This window comes from Pseudomonas sp. Pseusp88, from assembly GCF_047303955.1.
In the GTDB taxonomy this organism is placed as follows: Bacteria; Pseudomonadota; Gammaproteobacteria; order Pseudomonadales; family Pseudomonadaceae; genus Aquipseudomonas.
In genome coordinates this window covers 128,455-145,002 of the sequence record NZ_JBGLYM010000011.1, presented here as the reverse complement: position 1 = coordinate 145,002, position 16,548 = coordinate 128,455, and the positions used below count along the sequence as shown (strand labels likewise).

At 60.4% G+C, this 16,548-nt stretch carries 16 protein-coding genes; 6 read left to right on the top strand and 10 right to left on the bottom strand.

The window, feature by feature from the left end; genetic code table 11:
- Positions 1-166: 166 nt before the first annotated feature.
- Both ACCD02_RS16530 and ACCD02_RS16525 read right to left on the bottom strand, forming a co-directional pair.
- The gene (locus ACCD02_RS16530) at positions 167-883 is read right to left on the bottom strand and encodes a 4'-phosphopantetheinyl transferase family protein (RefSeq protein ID WP_413303779.1); all 717 of its coding nucleotides are present in this window, start codon (positions 881-883) and stop codon (positions 167-169) included.
- Positions 884-1,096: 213 nt separating this feature from the next.
- On the bottom strand, positions 1,097-1,894 hold the full coding sequence (locus tag ACCD02_RS16525) for a dienelactone hydrolase family protein (protein WP_413303777.1): 798 nt from the start codon (positions 1,892-1,894) through the stop codon (positions 1,097-1,099).
- A 195-nt stretch (positions 1,895-2,089) separates the two neighbouring features.
- Between ACCD02_RS16525 and ACCD02_RS16520 the strand changes: the two genes are divergently transcribed.
- The 4 genes from ACCD02_RS16520 to ACCD02_RS16505 all read left to right on the top strand — a co-directional run bounded on the left by ACCD02_RS16520 (position 2,090) and on the right by ACCD02_RS16505 (position 6,476).
- Positions 2,090-2,704, top strand: coding sequence for a hypothetical protein (locus ACCD02_RS16520; protein ID WP_413303774.1), 615 nt, complete (start codon positions 2,090-2,092; stop codon positions 2,702-2,704).
- 94 nt (positions 2,705-2,798) lie between these two features.
- On the top strand, positions 2,799-3,476 hold the full coding sequence (locus ACCD02_RS16515) for a response regulator (protein WP_413303772.1): 678 nt from the start codon (positions 2,799-2,801) through the stop codon (positions 3,474-3,476).
- The gene (locus ACCD02_RS16510; RefSeq protein WP_413303769.1) at positions 3,473-4,819 is read left to right on the top strand and encodes an ATP-binding protein; all 1,347 of its coding nucleotides are present in this window, start codon (positions 3,473-3,475) and stop codon (positions 4,817-4,819) included. Before ACCD02_RS16515 ends, ACCD02_RS16510 begins: the two co-directional genes overlap by 4 nt.
- Before the next feature lie 340 nt (positions 4,820-5,159).
- The gene (locus ACCD02_RS16505) at positions 5,160-6,476 is read left to right on the top strand and encodes a dicarboxylate/amino acid:cation symporter (protein WP_413303766.1); all 1,317 of its coding nucleotides are present in this window, start codon (positions 5,160-5,162) and stop codon (positions 6,474-6,476) included.
- A gap of 201 nt (positions 6,477-6,677) precedes the next feature.
- Here the strand turns inward: ACCD02_RS16505 and ACCD02_RS16500 are convergent, their stop codons facing one another.
- On the bottom strand, positions 6,678-7,172 hold the full coding sequence (locus tag ACCD02_RS16500) for a SprT family zinc-dependent metalloprotease (protein WP_413303763.1): 495 nt from the start codon (positions 7,170-7,172) through the stop codon (positions 6,678-6,680).
- Between the two features lie 113 nt (positions 7,173-7,285).
- Positions 7,286-7,888: a Yip1 family protein gene (locus ACCD02_RS16495; protein WP_413303761.1), complete on the bottom strand. Its 603-nt coding sequence runs from the start codon at positions 7,886-7,888 to the stop codon at positions 7,286-7,288.
- A 300-nt stretch (positions 7,889-8,188) separates the two neighbouring features.
- Here ACCD02_RS16495 and ttcA point away from each other — a divergent pair, with 300 nt between their 5' ends.
- Both ttcA and ACCD02_RS16485 read left to right on the top strand, forming a co-directional pair.
- Complete coding sequence (gene ttcA, locus ACCD02_RS16490) at positions 8,189-9,013, top strand: tRNA 2-thiocytidine(32) synthetase TtcA (protein ID WP_413303758.1); 825 nt, start codon at positions 8,189-8,191, stop codon at positions 9,011-9,013.
- Positions 9,014-9,220: 207 nt separating this feature from the next.
- Complete coding sequence (locus ACCD02_RS16485) at positions 9,221-10,225, top strand: Ldh family oxidoreductase (RefSeq protein WP_413303754.1); 1,005 nt, start codon at positions 9,221-9,223, stop codon at positions 10,223-10,225.
- A gap of 125 nt (positions 10,226-10,350) precedes the next feature.
- Here the strand turns inward: ACCD02_RS16485 and ACCD02_RS16480 are convergent, their stop codons facing one another.
- The 6 genes from ACCD02_RS16480 to ACCD02_RS16455 form a co-directional block, all read right to left on the bottom strand.
- Positions 10,351-11,268 carry a dihydrodipicolinate synthase family protein gene (locus ACCD02_RS16480; RefSeq protein ID WP_413303751.1) on the bottom strand — a complete coding sequence of 306 codons (918 nt, stop codon included), beginning with the start codon at positions 11,266-11,268 and terminating at the stop codon, positions 10,351-10,353.
- A 233-nt stretch (positions 11,269-11,501) separates the two neighbouring features.
- On the bottom strand, positions 11,502-12,545 hold the full coding sequence (locus ACCD02_RS16475; RefSeq protein WP_413303748.1) for a trans-3-hydroxy-L-proline dehydratase: 1,044 nt from the start codon (positions 12,543-12,545) through the stop codon (positions 11,502-11,504).
- A gap of 160 nt (positions 12,546-12,705) precedes the next feature.
- Positions 12,706-13,428: an amino acid ABC transporter ATP-binding protein gene (locus ACCD02_RS16470; protein ID WP_413303745.1), complete on the bottom strand. Its 723-nt coding sequence runs from the start codon at positions 13,426-13,428 to the stop codon at positions 12,706-12,708.
- Positions 13,421-14,071: an amino acid ABC transporter permease gene (locus tag ACCD02_RS16465; RefSeq protein ID WP_413303742.1), complete on the bottom strand. Its 651-nt coding sequence runs from the start codon at positions 14,069-14,071 to the stop codon at positions 13,421-13,423. Before ACCD02_RS16465 ends, ACCD02_RS16470 begins: the two co-directional genes overlap by 8 nt.
- Positions 14,072-14,082: 11 nt before the next feature.
- On the bottom strand, positions 14,083-14,748 hold the full coding sequence (locus tag ACCD02_RS16460) for an amino acid ABC transporter permease (protein WP_413303739.1): 666 nt from the start codon (positions 14,746-14,748) through the stop codon (positions 14,083-14,085).
- On the bottom strand, positions 14,741-16,498 hold the full coding sequence (locus ACCD02_RS16455; RefSeq protein ID WP_413303736.1) for an aconitase X: 1,758 nt from the start codon (positions 16,496-16,498) through the stop codon (positions 14,741-14,743). Before ACCD02_RS16455 ends, ACCD02_RS16460 begins: the two co-directional genes overlap by 8 nt.
- Positions 16,499-16,548: the final 50 nt, after the last annotated feature.

The window sequence follows — 16,548 nt, the reverse complement described above, 5'->3', positions numbered from 1 at the left end:
ATGTATCGAGCGGATTCAGCCAGTAACATCGCCATCGCGTTCAAGTCAGGCTCAGGCGGTGTGGGAGCGGATTTATCCGCGAATAGGCCGGTACATCCGAGGCATATTTCTTGTCCGCAATACCGCTTTCGCGAATGAATTCGCTCCCACAAATCGCTTCTACCGCTTAGTGCGGCGCGACCGCGATGAGACTGAGCAACTGCCCATCCCGCACACTGAACTGCCCCTCCAGCTCCTTGCCCTGATGCCATTCGCTGGACAAGTCGATCAGCAAACGCAGGCGCGCATGGCCGTCGGCGGACCATTCCACCAATTGTGCGTCTTCAAAATAGAAGCGCGTGTGCACCAACGGGTAGAGCGCCTTGAACAGTGCTTCCTTGATCGAGAAGGTCAGGGTCACGCGCAGCGCGTGCTGGTCGGCGGGTTCGTTCGCCATATGGGCCAATTCATCGGCGGTGAGGATTTCCCCGGCCAGCCGTGTGGCGCGTTCATGGCTCAATAGATGCTCGGCATCCAGCCCCAGCCCCCGCCATTGCTGGCGGGACGCGACGATGGCTGCGGCCCAGCCCTGGCTGTGGGTAATGGAGCCGCACAGGTCGCCCGGCCAGATCGGCGCGCGGTCTTCGCCCAATTCCGGCACGCACAGGCGTCCATCCAGTTGACGCATGGCTTCCCGGGCACAGAGCCGTCCGGCAAGGAACTCGGTCTGGCGCTTGGCCACCGAGCGCTGAATGCTTGCCGGGGGCGCAATGGCGCAGTGCTGGAAGTCGCCGGGCTGCAGTTGCTGCGGGTCAAAGGGGCTACTGACCAGTACCACGTCTGCCAAAGGTTGCGGCAAGGGCCAGTGGCGGCTGAGGGTCGGGCAGCAGGCGGGGAGGGGCATCGATGGGTTCATGGACGGCATTTTGCCGGGGGATGGGGGCTGAGGGAAGCTCGCGCTCATCAACTGAATGAGCAGGCTGTCCTGTAGGAGCTGCCGAAGGCTGCGAATGGATCTATCTGATACAGCGCTTTCGCAGCCTTCGGCAGCTCCTACAGAAATTTCATTCCAGCCCACTCGCAGCCGTGTTGTGTTTGATGAGGCCCGAAATTCGACCTATTGGTCGGCAAATACCTGAGCAAGAAACGTTTTCATATTCGCCCACGACATCTCATCAGCCTGTTTGCTGTAGCCAATATCCGGGCCGCCATGTTCGCCGTGGCTCAGGCGGTCGGCGTCGGGGTTGGTGAAGCCGTGCTTGGCGCCCTTGAAGGTGTCGATGGTGTAGCTGGCCTCAGCCATTTTCATCTCAGCCTTGAACTCATCTACTTTAGCCTCGGGGACCATGCTGTCCTTGCCACCATGCTCAACCAGAATCGGCGCTTTGATACTGCCAGGAACTGCAGTTGGCCTTGGATTCAGCGCACCATGGAAACTCACCACGCCAGCGAGGGGATCGCCACGGCGCGCCGCATCCAGAACCACGCCGCCGCCGAAGCAATAGCCGATGGCAGCGATTTTATAGGGGTTGGTCTGGGGCTGTTGCTTGAGCAGAGTCACGCCCGCCTCGAAGCGCTGAGCCGAGGCCACGCTATTGGCGGTGGCGGCTTTCATGAAGGACATGGCGTCGGCGGGGTGCTCGGTGTTTTTGCCGTTGCCATACATATCGATGGCCAGGGCGCTGTAGCCCAGAGCGGCGAGGTCGCGGGCGCGTTTCTTGGCGTAGTCGTTCAGGCCCCACCATTCATGGACCACGATTACACCGGGGCGGATGCCGATAATGGCGTCATCGTAGGCGTAGTAGCCCACCAGTGGCGTGCCGTCGGCGCTTTGATAATTGAATACCTGGGTTCTGATTTCGGCCTGGGCCATACCTGCCAGGCTCATCATCATGACTGCGATCCAGAAACGCATGGTCAGCTCCTTCTTAATATCGAATGCAGCATCGGGGGTAGATGACGAAGAGTAGTTCAGCGATGGTGTCATTGTGACTGCTTTGCTGAGTTATTCGTTCAGTACAGGTTCAGTGGGTGTTCAGGGTGGGTTCAGGGCGTCGCGAATAGTCTTTGCAGCGTACTCACAACGCGCCTGGCGCATAAGGACATCACCATGCACGCATTCAACAAGACTCTTCTGACACTGGCTTTCCTGGGCAGCAGCACCGCGCTGCAAGCCAATGAAAGTGTTCGTAATTTCGCTAGCGTCACCCTGGGCAACACCAGCGACAAGATCCAGCACTCTCGCGCCCTCAACGACAATCTGAATCGCCCCAATACCGATGGCGTCATCGGCAAGGACACCACCTGGGGCGTGCGCGCCGGCCAACAGACCGCCGATAACCGTTACTACGTCACCTACGACAACGTCTCCGGTGCCCACAACGGTATCAAGCTGCGCCATGAAAACCTGTTGGGCAGCTACGACGTCTTCGTGCCGGTCGGTCGTAGCGGCAATACTCAGCTGTTTGGCGGCGGCACCCTGGGCATGACCAAGCTGAGCCTCGAAGCCCCCGGCATGAGCCGCGGCACTGACTTGGGCTATGCCTTCGGCGCGCAAGCAGGCGTCATGCATAACCTTTCGCAAAATACCTCGCTGGAACTTGGCTACCGTTATCTGCGGGGTAATGCCGGTCATGAAGTTTCCAGCCACGGCGGTCCCAAACTGGGTTCGTTGAGCCTCAACAGCAGTGCGCAGACGTACCTGGCTGCCAACTTCCTGTTCTGATCATTTTCAAGTACTTGTGGCCGGGCCTGAGCTTCAGGCCCGGCTTTATTGTTAATCTGTTGCAGCGGGGCGCTGGTTTGCCTGGGAGAGCGACATGAAATTGTTGGTGGTTGAAGATGAGGCGCTGTTGCGTCATCACTTACAAACCCGACTGCGGGAAAGCGGCCATGTGGTCGAGGCTGTTGGCAATGCCGACGAGGCCTTGTATCAGGTCGGGCAGTTCAATCACGATCTGGCGGTGATCGACCTTGGCTTGCCGGGCATGGGTGGCCTGGATCTGATCCGTCGCCTGCGTGCCGAAGGCAAGACCTTCCCCATCCTGATTCTTACCGCACGGGGCAATTGGCAGGATAAGGTCGAAGGCCTGGCTGCCGGGGCTGACGACTATGTGGTCAAGCCATTCCAGTTCGAAGAGCTGGAAGCACGGCTCAACGCCTTGTTGCGCCGTTCCAGTGGTTTTACCCAGTCGACGATTGTCGCCGGGCCATTGCTGCTGGACCTGAATCGCAAGCAGGCCGCTCTCGACGAGCAGCCTCTGGCGCTGACGGCCTACGAATACCGGATTCTCGAATACCTTATGCGCCATCATCAGCAGGTGGTGCCCAAGGAGCGTCTGATGGAACAGCTCTACCCCGACGATGACGAGCGCGATCCGAATGTGATCGAAGTGCTGGTCGGGCGGCTGCGACGCAAACTCGAAGGTCAGTCGGGCTTCAAGCCCATCGATACCGTACGCGGCCTGGGCTATCTGTTTACCGAGCGCTGTACATGATTCGTTCGCTGCGCCTGCGTCTGATGCTGGCTGCCGCTATTCTGGCAGTGATCTTCATGCTGATGCTGCTCCCGGCCCTGCAGGGAACCTTCAGCCTGGCGCTGCGCAGCTCCATCGAACAACGCCTGGCCTCGGATGTCACCACGCTGATCTCGGCGGCGCGCATCGAGGATGATCACCTGTTGATGCCCACGGTGTTGCCCGGCGAGCAGTTCAACCTGCCCGGCAGCCGCCTGATCGGCTACATCTATGATCGCCAGGGGCACCTGGTCTGGCGTTCACGGGCTGCCGAGGCCGAAGACATCAACTATGTGCCGCGCTATGACGGCAAGGGCGATCAGTTCAGCAAGCTGCGGGATATCAATGGCGAAGAGTTTTTCGTCAACGACGTCGAGATCCAGTTGCTCGGCGGGCGCAATGCCGCATTCAGCATCGTCTCGCTGCTGCCGGTACGCGAGTATCAGGAAACCATTTCCGATCTGCGGCGCAAGCTCTACCTGGGCTTCGGTGGCGCCTTGCTGGCCCTGATGGCGCTGCTCTGGCTCGGTATGACCTGGGGCCTGCGGGCCCTGCGCGGCCTGAGTCAGGAACTTGACGAAGTGGAGGCGGGCAATCGTGATGGTCTTAGCGAGCAGCATCCCAGCGAATTGCTGCGCCTGACCGGCTCGCTGAACCGCCTGCTGTCCAGTGAGCGTGAGCAGCGTATCCGTTATCGCGACTCCCTGGGCGACCTTGCCCACAGCCTGAAGACGCCACTGGCGGTATTGCAGGGTGTCAGCGAGACCATCGCCAAGCGCCCCGAGGATCTGGAACAGGCGCGGGTCCTGCAGACCCAGATAGAACGCATGAGCCAGCAGATCGGCTATCAGTTGCAGCGCGCCAGCCTGCGCAAGAGTGGTCTGGTCCGCCATCACGTGGCCCTGCGCCCGGTGGTGGAAAGCCTGTGTAACACCCTCGACAAGGTCTACCGCGACAAGCAGGTCAAGGTCAGCCTGGATCTGCCCGAGCAGAGCATGGTGGCCATGGAGGAGGGTGCCTTGCTGGAGATGCTCGGCAATCTGCTGGAAAACGCTTATCGCCTGTGCCTGAGCGAAGTTCGCGTCACCCAGCGTTCTTCCCTCCAGGGCGACGAGCTGTGTATAGAAGACGACGGTCCCGGGGTACCCCAGAGCCAGCGCGCCCGCATTCTCGAGCGTGGTGAACGACTGGATCGCCAGCACCCTGGCCAGGGCATCGGGCTGGCGGTGGTCAAGGACATCATCGAAAGCTACGGCGCGCGCCTGACATTGGGCGACTCGGAGCTGGGTGGCGCAGCGTTCCGCATTCATTTCCTCGCGGCCTGACCTGCGGGCCATCATTTTCCACCCATTGTGCTATCACTTAATGAGCCCCATTCGCCGGGATGACGGCGGATACCCGCCAATGCCCGGGCGTTTTTTTCGGGATCAGGCGGAAAACCGCCACATACCCAAGCGGCCTCTTCAAGTCTTTTCACCGCGCAGGTCCGGATTCAGGGGGGTACAGGGTTTTTTCGAGAACTGGCACGCGCCTTGCGATGCACAGAGCCAGGACTGCCCACCGCAGCTCGACAAAACAAATCCCTCCAACGCAGGAGGGTTAGCGCCACAGGTATCGCGAGCGTCAGATGGATGATGCGCGACGATGCCCTTGAGGATCATTGCCATGACGACTCGTCAGCCCTTGTACAAATCCCTGTATTTCCAGGTCATCGTTGCCATTGTGATCGGCATTCTGCTGGGTCACTTCTATCCGCAGACCGGTGTTGCCCTCAAACCACTGGGTGATGGCTTCATCAAACTGATCAAAATGGTCATCGCGCCGATCATCTTCTGTACGGTCGTCAGCGGCATCGCCGGCATGCAGAGCATGAAGTCGGTCGGCAAGACTGGCGGTTACGCGCTGCTGTACTTCGAAATCGTGTCCACCCTGGCCCTGCTGATCGGTCTGGTCGTGGTCAACGTCGTGCAACCGGGCGACGGCATGCACATCGACGTGGCGACCCTGGACGCTTCGAAAGTCGCTGCCTACGTCACTGCGGGCAAGGACCAGAGCGTTATCGGCTTCATCCTTAACGTCATTCCGAACACCATCGTCGGCGCCTTCGCCAACGGCGATATCCTGCAAGTGCTGATGTTCTCGGTGATCTTCGGTTTCGCCCTGCATCGCCTGGGTGCCTACGGCAAGCCGATTCTGGACTTCATCGATCGCTTCGCCCACGTGATGTTCAACATCATCAACATGATCATGAAGCTGGCGCCACTGGGTGCCCTGGGTGCCATGGCCTTCACCATCGGTGCCTACGGCGTTGGTTCGCTGGTGCAGCTGGGTCAGTTGATGCTGTGCTTCTACATCACCTGTGTGCTGTTCGTACTGGTCGTGCTGGGCGCCATCGCCCGTGCCCACGGTTTCAGCGTGCTGCGTCTGGTTCGCTACATCCGTGAAGAGCTGCTGATCGTACTGGGTACTTCTTCGTCGGAGTCGGCTCTGCCACGCATGCTGGTGAAAATGGAGCGTCTGGGTGCCAAGAAGTCGGTTGTCGGTCTGGTGATTCCTACCGGCTACTCGTTCAACCTCGACGGTACTTCGATCTACCTGACCATGGCGGCCGTGTTCATTGCCCAGGCAACTGACACCCACATGGACATCACTCACCAGATCACCCTGCTGCTGGTGCTGCTGCTGTCCTCCAAAGGCGCTGCCGGCGTGACTGGTAGTGGCTTCATCGTCCTGGCTGCGACCCTGTCTGCTGTCGGCCACCTGCCGGTTGCCGGTCTGGCGCTGATCCTGGGTATCGACCGCTTCATGTCCGAAGCCCGCGCCCTGACCAATCTGGTGGGCAACGCTGTTGCGACCCTGGTTGTGGCCAAGTGGGTTGGCGAGCTGGACAGCGACAAGATGACTGCCGAGTTGGCTTCTGGCGGTACTCCTCTCACCACCATGGGTCCTGAAGACGACCTGGGTGTTGCCGAGAAGGCCTAAGCCTTAGACCGCGCGTCACCCGACACCCCGCCAGAGCGATGCTTTGGCGGGGTGTTTTGTTTTTATGGAGCGGGTTAGGTCCTATGGGAGCGGATTCATCCGCGAAGGGGTCGGTACACCCAATGAATGTGTTGCGTTTGAAATGCCGCTTTCGCGAATGAATTCGCTCCCACAGGATCATTCACATGCCCATGTGGATGATTATTCCACCCGCACTTCTCCACTGAACACCAACGTCTCGCGACAGCGCCGGCACAGATACCGGCGGCCCTTGCGCACCAGTTGATGACGCTGGGAGGAGAAGGGGAAGTCGCTGTCGGCGCAGGGGCAGCGGTAGATGTAACGGGTCACGCTACGGCGCTTCACTTCGTAGGTATGGCAGCGATTGGGCGGCAGCTCATAGACGCCGCGCATGATCAGTTGCCATTCCTCGCCATGGGGCTGGATGCTGCCGCCGAACAATTGATGGGCGACCAAGTGCGCCACTTCATGGGCCACGGTCTGGCGCAGGAAGTCTTCGCTGTTTTCCCGGTACAGCTGCGGATTGAAGCGCAGCAGGTTTTCGTGCAGGTGTGCGACGCCAGCCTTCTGCCCACGCAGCTTGAGGCTGACCACGGGACGTTTGAAGGGGCGTTTGAAAAAGGCTTCGGCTTGCTGATAACAGCTTTCGACGCGGGCGTTGATGTGCTCGGGCATGCTTGCTGGTTCTCCAGAGGCGCCAAGTATGCCGTAGTGAGGGTGTATTGCGAAAACTCAAGCCGATACACGGAATGGGTCGCCGTCCATTGCAGCGACCCGACCGCCGGTGCTTAGTTGGTGTACTCGGGGCCGACGCCAATGCCCCACAGCACGACAGTAAAGGCCATGATCGCCACCAGTACCACCAGGCCGACTGCCAGTACGGAGCTGGAGAACATGAAACCCTCGTCCGAATGGATATTCATGAAAGTCGGTAGCCCGACGTACAGCAGATAGACCGTGTAGCAGATGGCCGCCGTGCCCACCACCAGACCCAGCCACATATGCGGATACAACGCCGCGAGCCCGCCGATGAACAGCGGCGTTGCGGTGTAGGTGGCAAAGGCAATGCAGCGGGCCATGCTTGGAGTGGCGTCATAGGTGCGGGCCATCCAGTGGATAAACCCGCCCATGACCCCCACGCCGATGAGCATGGAGATATAGGACATGACGGCCATCCAGACAGCGCTGCCGTGGGTAAGCATCACCGCAGCGCGATCGCCGATCACCCAACCGATCTGAGTGGTACCGATATAGGCGGAAATCGCCGGAATCGCTGCCAGGATCAGGGTGTGAGTGAGGTACATGTGGCCGATGCTTTCTTCCTTCTCTTCGCGGATCTGATGCCACTCTTGATCGGGGTGAGTGAACAGACCCCAGACGTGATTGATCATGGCGTTGACTCCTTTATCTCGGTTAGGCCCGTTGCCCTTGCCTGACCATTGGCCTTGCAGGGCACAGCCACAGCCTCGATTGCGTTTTATGTGACAAGGTTGCGACCTTATCGAGTATAGGAAGTCAGACCGGTGTAAAACCGGCGTGCTTAGAGTGTTTGGCGATGTAAGCGGGCGGGTTCATAGCCGCATGATCATAAAATGACCGTTCATACCTCTGGACGCCCGGTTATCCTCGCCGAAGGTTTATGCGTAAAATACCGGCCTTTTCCCGAGTCACCGCTAGCGGATATCAGCGCCATGGGCACCCTCTCAGTCAATCAGAACAAACTGCAAAAACGCCTGCGTCGGCTGGCCGGCGAGGCCGTCAGCGATTTCAACATGATTGAAGAGGGCGACAAGGTCATGGTTTGCCTGTCCGGCGGCAAGGACAGCTACACCATGCTCGACGTGCTGATGCACCTGCAGAAGGTCGCGCCGGTCAAGTTCGATATCGTCGCCGTGAACATGGACCAGAAGCAGCCCGGCTTCCCCGAGCACGTGCTGCCGGCCTACCTGGAAACCCTCGGCATCGAGTACCACATCGTCGAGAAGGACACCTACTCGGTGGTCAAGGAACTGGTTCCGGAAGGCAAGACCACCTGTTCTTTGTGCTCGCGTCTGCGTCGCGGCACCCTCTACACCTTTGCCGATGAAATCGGCGCGACCAAGATGGCCCTGGGGCATCACCGCGACGATATTGTCGAGACCTTCTTCCTCAACATGTTCTTCAATGGTTCGCTCAAGGCCATGCCGCCGAAGCTGCGCGCCGACGATGGGCGCAACGTGGTGATTCGCCCCTTGGCTTACTGCCATGAGAAGGACATCCAGGCCTATTCGGACATGAAGGGCTTCCCGATCATCCCGTGCAACCTCTGCGGTTCCCAGGAAAACCTGCAACGCCAGGTGGTCAAGGAAATGCTTCAGGACTGGGAGCGCAAGACGCCGGGCCGTACCGAAAGCATCTTCCGCGCGTTGCAGAACGTACAGCCTTCTCAGCTGGCTGACCGTAATCTGTTCGACTTCACCAATCTGCGGATTGACGAGACGGCGGCGTCGCGGTTCGTCAATGTGGTGAATATCTAACACCCAGAGCGATGCGGTCCTGTAGGAGCTGCCGAAGGCTGCGAAAGCGGAGTGTCAGGCCAACCGGTTCGCAGCCTTCGGCAGCTCCTACAGGTTCGCGTGCGTCATGCTATGCCGAATTCGTCACTCCACTAGACGATTGCCGACAAGAAACCCCCGTCACAACAGGCCACCCTTGGCTTTTGCCATAAGCCAAGGGGTTGCGTCGTGATTGCTCTGACACTGGATGAAACAAGAACGCTGGCCGAGTCGATTCTGCGCCACAACGGTTTCAGCGAGCCCCATGTAAAGGCAGTGGCCGAGGTGGTCTGGGCGGGGGAGCGGGATGAGTGTGCATCCCATGGTCTGTGGCGTTTGCTTGGCTGTATCGCCACCCTGCGCAATGGCAAGGTGGTGCCGGATGCCGAGCCCGAGTTGATCGATCAGGCCCCGGCGATTGTCCGGGTTGATGCCAAGGGCGGTTTCTCCCAGCGCGCCTTTCAGTTGGGCACACCGGTACTGGTGGAAAAAGCCCGGCACAGCGGCATTGCTGCCATGGCGATCAACCACTGCGTGCACTTCTCGGCGCTGTGGAGCGAGATCGAAGTGCTGACCGAGGCCGGACTGGTGGCCATGGCCTTTACCCCAAGCCATTCCTGGGTCGCTCCGGCGGGCGGCAGCAAGCCCCTGTTCGGCACTAACCCCATCGCCTTTGGCTGGCCGCGAGCGGGCAAATCGCCGTTTATTTTCGACTTTGCCACCAGTGCTGTGGCCCGTGGCGAAATCCAGCTGCATGAACGTGCGGGCAAGGAGATCCCCCTGGGTTGGGGCATCGATTCCGAAGGCCAACCTAGCACCGACCCCAGTGCCGTGCTCAACGGTGCCATGCTGACCTTCGGCGGGCACAAGGGCTCTGCGCTGTCGGCCATGGTCGAGTTGATTGCCGGGCCGTTGATTGGCGACCTGACGAGCGTCGAGTCGCAGCAATACGATGCTGGCAGCAAGTCGTCGCCTTATCACGGTGAGCTGATCATTGCCCTTGATCCCAAGCGCTTTCTCGGCGATACCGTCGACCACCACCTGGCGCGGGCGGAAAGCTTGTTCGAAGGAATTCAGGGGCAGGGCGCGCGGTTGCCGTCGCAACGGCGTTATGACGCGCGGGAAAGGAGCCTAAAGGGTGGGGTGAAAATTACCGAGAAGCTGTATGAAGATTTGCAGGCATTGATGGCCTGATGTATGCGTTTGTGGGACCGGCTTTAGCCGGGAAGAGGTCAGTACATTCCATGCATCGCTGTCGTCTGGAATACCGTCTTCGCGGATAAATCCGCTCCCACAGGTTTGAGTAAGTCTTACATCGCTTAAAGCCCAACCTCCGGCAATACCGGCATATTGGCCAACGCCGTCTTCATCAGCCGCTCGACATACTCGCGATCAGCGTCCGGCAGGGCCAGGCGTGGTGGGCGGGTCAGGGCGCTGCCGCGTTCCATGATGGCTTCGCACAGCTTGATGCATTGCACCAGGTCCGGACGCGCGTCCAGGTGCAGCAGCGGCATGAACCATTCGTAGATGGCCATGGCTTCGGCAAAACGGCCGGCCTTGGCCAGGCGGAACAGGGTCTCGCCCTCTTTCGGGAAGGCGTTGGACATGCCCGACACCCAACCCACGGCGCCCACGGCGATGCTTTCTACGACGACGTCATCGAGGCCGGCGAACAGTACAAAGCGGTCGCCGACTTCGTTGCGCACGTCGATAAAACGGTTGGTGTTGCCCGAGGAATCCTTGAAGCAGACGATGTTTTCGCAGTCGGCCAGGGAAATCAGAATGTCCGGCGTTACGTCGTTTTTATAGATTGGCGGGTTGTTGTAGACCATCAGCGGCAGGTCGGTGGCAGCGGCCACGGTGCGGAAGTGCGCGGCGGTCTCGAACGGCTTGGCCGAATAGACCAGGGCAGGCATCAGCATGATGCCATCCGCACCGGCCTTGGCTACCTGACGGGCGACGTCGCTGGCGTTGGCGCTGGTGAATTCGGCGATGCCGGAGATCACCGGCACACGACCGGCGCTGGCGTCCTTGGCGACTTCTACCAGGCTGATTTTCTCGGCCACGCTCAGGGAGGTGTTTTCGCCGACGGTGCCGCAAATCACCAGACCCGACACGCCATCGCGTACCAGATTGGAAATGACCTTGTGGGTGGCTTCCAGGTTGAGGGAGAAGTCAGCGTTGAATTGGGTGGTGACGGCCGGGAAGACGCCGCTCCAGTTAACGTGTTTGCTCATGAGTTACTCCAGTTCGATTAAAGGGTATTTCGTATACGTTTGTGTTTGGGCAAAAAAATGCCCGGTTGCGGATTTCATTTCACATCATTCGGGTTGTTCGATATTCCAATGTGGGAGCGAATTTATTCGCGAAAAGGCCGGTACATTCGACGCATCTTCGTCGTTGGATAAACCGTTTTCGCGAATGAATTCGCTCCCACAACTCGCTCCTGCAATGCTCCTCGCACGGATCCTTACTTATCCAGCTGCAAACCCACCGGCCAGGTATCTGACAACTGATAGCCCTCCGGCCACGGGTCGCTCGGGTCAAGCATGTGTTGATGGGTGCCGGTGATCCATGCGCGGCCGGACAGGGCCGGGATAATGGCCGGGCGGCCGGCGATTTCGGTCAGGCTGTCGATCCGGCAGTTGAACTGCGAGCCGATGATCGAGCGGCCGATAAAGCGTTCGCCCACGGCTAGCTGTCCTTTGGCATGCAACACCGCCATGCGTGCCGAGCAGCCGGTGCCGCAGGGCGAGCGGTCGATCTTGCCGGGGCGGATGACCACGGCGTTGGCCGCTGTGGCAACGCCGTCTTCGTAATGCACGGGCGCTGCGATCTGGCAGAAGGAAATGTGTTTCCAGTCGGCGTTCAGTGGGTGGTTGAAGCCCAGTTGTTCGTTGGCCGCCAGGGTGATTTTCAGACCGGTCTCAACCAGGTCCCTGGCTTCGTCGGCGGTCAGGGCAAAGCCCAATCTGGTCGAGTCGACAATCGCGAAGCTGTCGCCGCCATAGGCGGTATCGACCTGGATCGAGCCGATGCCCGGTACTTCGATCCAGGCATTGAGTTTGTCGGCGAAGGACGGGTGGTTGCGCACTTCCACGCTTTGCACCTTGCCATCGCGGCACTGGGCCACGGCTTCGATCAGGCCGCCGGGGGCTTCCAGTACCAGTCGGGTTTCCGGTTCGGTCATGGGCAGGATGCCACTGTCGAGCAGCACTGTGGCCACGCACAGGGAGTTGGAGCCGGACATGGGCGGCACGTCCGCCGGTTCCATGATGATCCAGCCCATCTGCGCCTTGGGGTTCTTCGGCGGCACCAACAGATTGACGTGACGGAACACACCGCCTCGCGGTTCATTGAGCATGAAGTTACGCAGCACGTTGTCTTTCTCGATCCAGCGCGATTGCTCCCAGATCGTATCGCCCGGCGGTGGCGCGACGCCGCCGACGATGACATCGCCGACCTCGCCCTCGGCGTGGCAGCTGACCACGTGAATCACTTTCGATGAACGCATGAGTGATGGTCCTCTTGTCAAATATTGAATGGCGTTTTCTGTGGGAGCGAATTCATTCGCGAAGAGGCCGGTACATTCGGCGCATCTTCGTCGTTGGATAAACCGCTTTCGCGAATGAATTCGCTCCCACAATTGGCCCGCACGATTGTTGTCATAAGCGCTAATTGATGGACTTGAGAAATTCAGCGGTTTCAGGTCGCTGCGGATTACCAATCACCTGCTCCGGCGTGCCGATTTCATGAATCAGGCCGTTGCGGAAAAACGCCACGCGGTCGGACACATCCCGGGCAAAACGAATTTCGTGGGTCACCAGAACCATGGTCATGCCGTCTTCGGCGAGCATGCGCATGGTGTCCAATACCTCCCCCACCAGCTGCGGATCCAGGGCCGAAGTGGCTTCGTCGAACAGCATGTAGTCCGGTGACATGGCCAGTGCGCGGGCAATGGCCATGCGCTGTTGCTGGCCGCCGGAGAGCTTGCCGGGAAACACCTTGAGCTTGTCACCCAGGCCCACGTGGGTCAGCTGCTTGACCGCCAGCGCTTCGGCCTCGGCCTTGCTTTTACCCAGTACGGTGCGCGGCGCCAGCATCACGTTTTCCAGTACGGTCAGGTGCGGGAAGGCGTTCCACTGCTGGAACACGATGCCGATCTTCTGCCGCAGCTTGTTGATGTCGGTGCCCGGCGCATGCACCTCGGTGCCGTCGACGCGGATGCTGCCGCTCTTGATCGATTCCAGGCCGTTGATGCACATCAGCAGCGTCGATTTGCCCGAGCCGGAGCCGCCGATGATCGACACCACTTCGCCCTTGTTCACCGACAGGCTGACGCCCTTGATCACTTCCAGTTCGCCGAATGATTTGTGTACGTTGTCGATCTCAATCATTTTCCTGCCACCTTGCTTCCAGCCGGGCGCCGAGACGGGCAACCACCAGGCTCATGACGTAGTAAATGGCGCCGGCGATGCACAACACCAGCAACGGTTCTTGAATGCGCGTAACGATGGTCTGGGAGGCCCGCAGCAGTTCGACGATGCCGATCCACATGACCAGGGCGGTGTCCTTCATCACCGACAACAGCAGGTTGACCCAGCCGGGGAAGGCGACGCGGGCAGCCATGGGCATGACGATGCGGCGAATGTCCTGCCAGTAGGTCAGGCCCAGAGAGCGGCTGGCCCGACGCAGGCTCATCGGCACCGAGAGCACGCCGCTACGGACGATCTCCGTGCAGTAGGCGGTGACGTACAGCCCGAGCACTACACAGGCCACGCTGAAGGCGCTCCAGTTCAGGCCGGCAATGCTTTTCAGGGCATTGAACAGCACGAACTGGATCAGCAACGGCACGCTGCGAAACACATCCAGCAGCCAGGCCAGCGGAATCGATGCACGGGGCAACAGGGCACGGAACAGGCCGCAGGCGACACCCATCACGGTGCCGATCAGCATCGACACAATGGTCAGCAGGATCGTTACCTTGGCGCCGTCGAGCAGGAACAGCATGTCGTTCCAGGTAAAGCTGGTATTGAACATGGTCATCTCCCTCAATACCGGAACAGGCGCCAGGACAGCAGGCGGGCCAGTCCCACGATCGCCTTGGCGATCAGGTAATACAGCACGGCGGCGATGGCGAAGAATTCAAAGGTGCGGAAGGTCTTGACGTTCCAGTCCTGAGTCACCCCGGTGAGGTCGTTGTTCAGGCCGACGATCACGCCCATGGAGGTCATCAGCACCGCCCAGACCATCTGATTGGTCAGGGGGTAGAAGACGATGCGCAACAGTTGCGGGATCACGATCAGCCGGTAGGCCTTGGGGGCGCTCATGCCCAGGGAGCGGGCAGCGCGCAACTGCGTGTCGGGCACCGCCTTGAGGCCGCCGCGGAAGTTTTCGGCCAGGTAACCGGCGTTATTGATGGTGATCCCCGCCAGCAATGCCGCCCATGAACTGATATGCAGGCCGAACGAACCGAGGCCGAAATACAGGATGTAGACCTGAAACAGCGACGGAGTGTTGCGTGCAATGGAAATCCACGCAGCGGCAAAACCACGCAATATCGGCTGTTTGCCCATGCGCATGAAGGTCAGGCACAGGGCGATCAGCACGCCGAGGATCATCGACAGGGCGGCGGTCTCGAAGGTGACCAGGGCGCCGTCAAGCATGTCCGGCAGGGCCTTGAAGGCGGCGCGCCAATGAAAGTTGTAGTCAAACATGGGCGGGCTCCATCGCGGTATTCAACCAGGCCGGCAGACGCCCGCTGGCCTGGCCGCTGCACGCCGTGGCGACGCATTCGGCAAGGCTGGCGAAATGCACCTGACGTCCGACCAGACCCGGCGCGTAGTGGGCGTATTTACCGGAGTTGGTCATCAGGGTACGGGCACTGACCGGCACTACCGGTTCGCCGAGCATGCACCAGCAGGTATCGCTGACGAACTGCACGCCGAAGTCTTCCAGGGTCGCTACGTATCCGGCGGCACGGGCCTGCTCCAGGACGGCCCGGCCGAGAGTGACGGCGATGGCAACTTCCGAGTGTTTGCGCTGGCCCTGGCACAGGGCGGCGAGGGTTGCGCACTCGCTCAGGGAGAAATGCGGATTGCCCAGGGACACCAGATCCACCTGCGGGTCCGGCGCGCTGTCCAGTTCGCGCCAGCTTTGCAGCAGCTCGCTTGTAGTGACAAGGAACGTCCGCTCAGGCGCCTGACCACCGAGTGCCTGCTCGGCGGTAGCGGCTTCCGGGGTAACGCCAGCGATATGAAACATCGGCGCGGCCGAGGTGGTGGCAAAGGCGGCACCGAAGGCCTTGAGATCGTCCAGAGTCGGTGCTGCCTGTTCCAGTCCGCAGATCACCGGGATCTGGCTGCCGCACAGCAGGCCGACGTGGTAGCCGAGCAGCGGATAGAAACTGTCGTCCAGGCCCTGCAGCGCCGGCACTTCGATACGCAGGCGGGCCAGACGCTGTTGTTCGATATGGCAACCGATCAGGGGCGCGCGGCCGGTGAGGGCGATGCAGATATCGAGGTAGTCCGGGTACTTCAGGGTACGGGCGCCAATCACGCTGTTGGCGTAGACCACGGCGTTGGACTCGGCCCAGACGATCTGCTCGCCCACCGTCGGCGCACTGTCCAGCAGGTACGGCGCGCAGGTAAAGCTGACCTGGGCGCCCATGTTCAGGTAGGCATCGCCGAGTTGGCTGGCGGGCTCGCCGAGGCTGGCGGCGACCCCCAGTTCACGCCAGCGGCGTTTGTCCACGGAAATCGAATTGAGAGTGGTGGGCACTCGCACATAGGCGCCCCAGGCCACCAGTTGCTGGGCGAAACGCAGGCTGGCCGGACCGGTATAGATACAACCGTCGATATGTGCCTGGCTGATGTCCAGCAGTTCTTTGGCGCCTTGCAGCTCGGCCATGCGCAGGATGATGCCCATGGCCACCTGTGCGGCCTTGCCCTGGCGACCTTCGAGCATCTCGCGGTCGCCGGCACTGAGGACCAGGTCGGGCGTCCACGGCAGGCGTTTTTCGGCCCGGCCCGGCAATGCAACCGGTTTTTCGATGAAACCCTGCAGTTGGTCACCGACCACCTGCACATGGCTCAGCCCGCGCAGGGCGGCAAAGCCCTCGGCGCCGACGCTGATGACCGGAATAGAGTGCTCAAACATCTGCTCGGCGATCAATACGCCGAGGGTGAGGATATCGTCGATCTGTTCCAGGACCAGCGCCGCCGGGGCGTGGCCGTTCAGAATAAGTTCCAGCATGACGCTGCTGCCGGTGCAGGAGCCGCGCCCACTGGGAATGGCCAGTACCCGCCCACTGATGATCGAACCGCTCAGGGGGTGATGCCGGTCGATGACTTCCCCGGTAAAGGGATCGACACCGCCCCAGAAACTCAGGCCGACATCGGCATGGAGCAATTCGCCCTGGGCCGACCCTGCCACCAGACAGCGGCCTGTTAACGAAACATCTGACATGTGTGGGTTCCTGTTTCTGTTCTCACTGCGGCGACCGGGTAGGAGCAGAT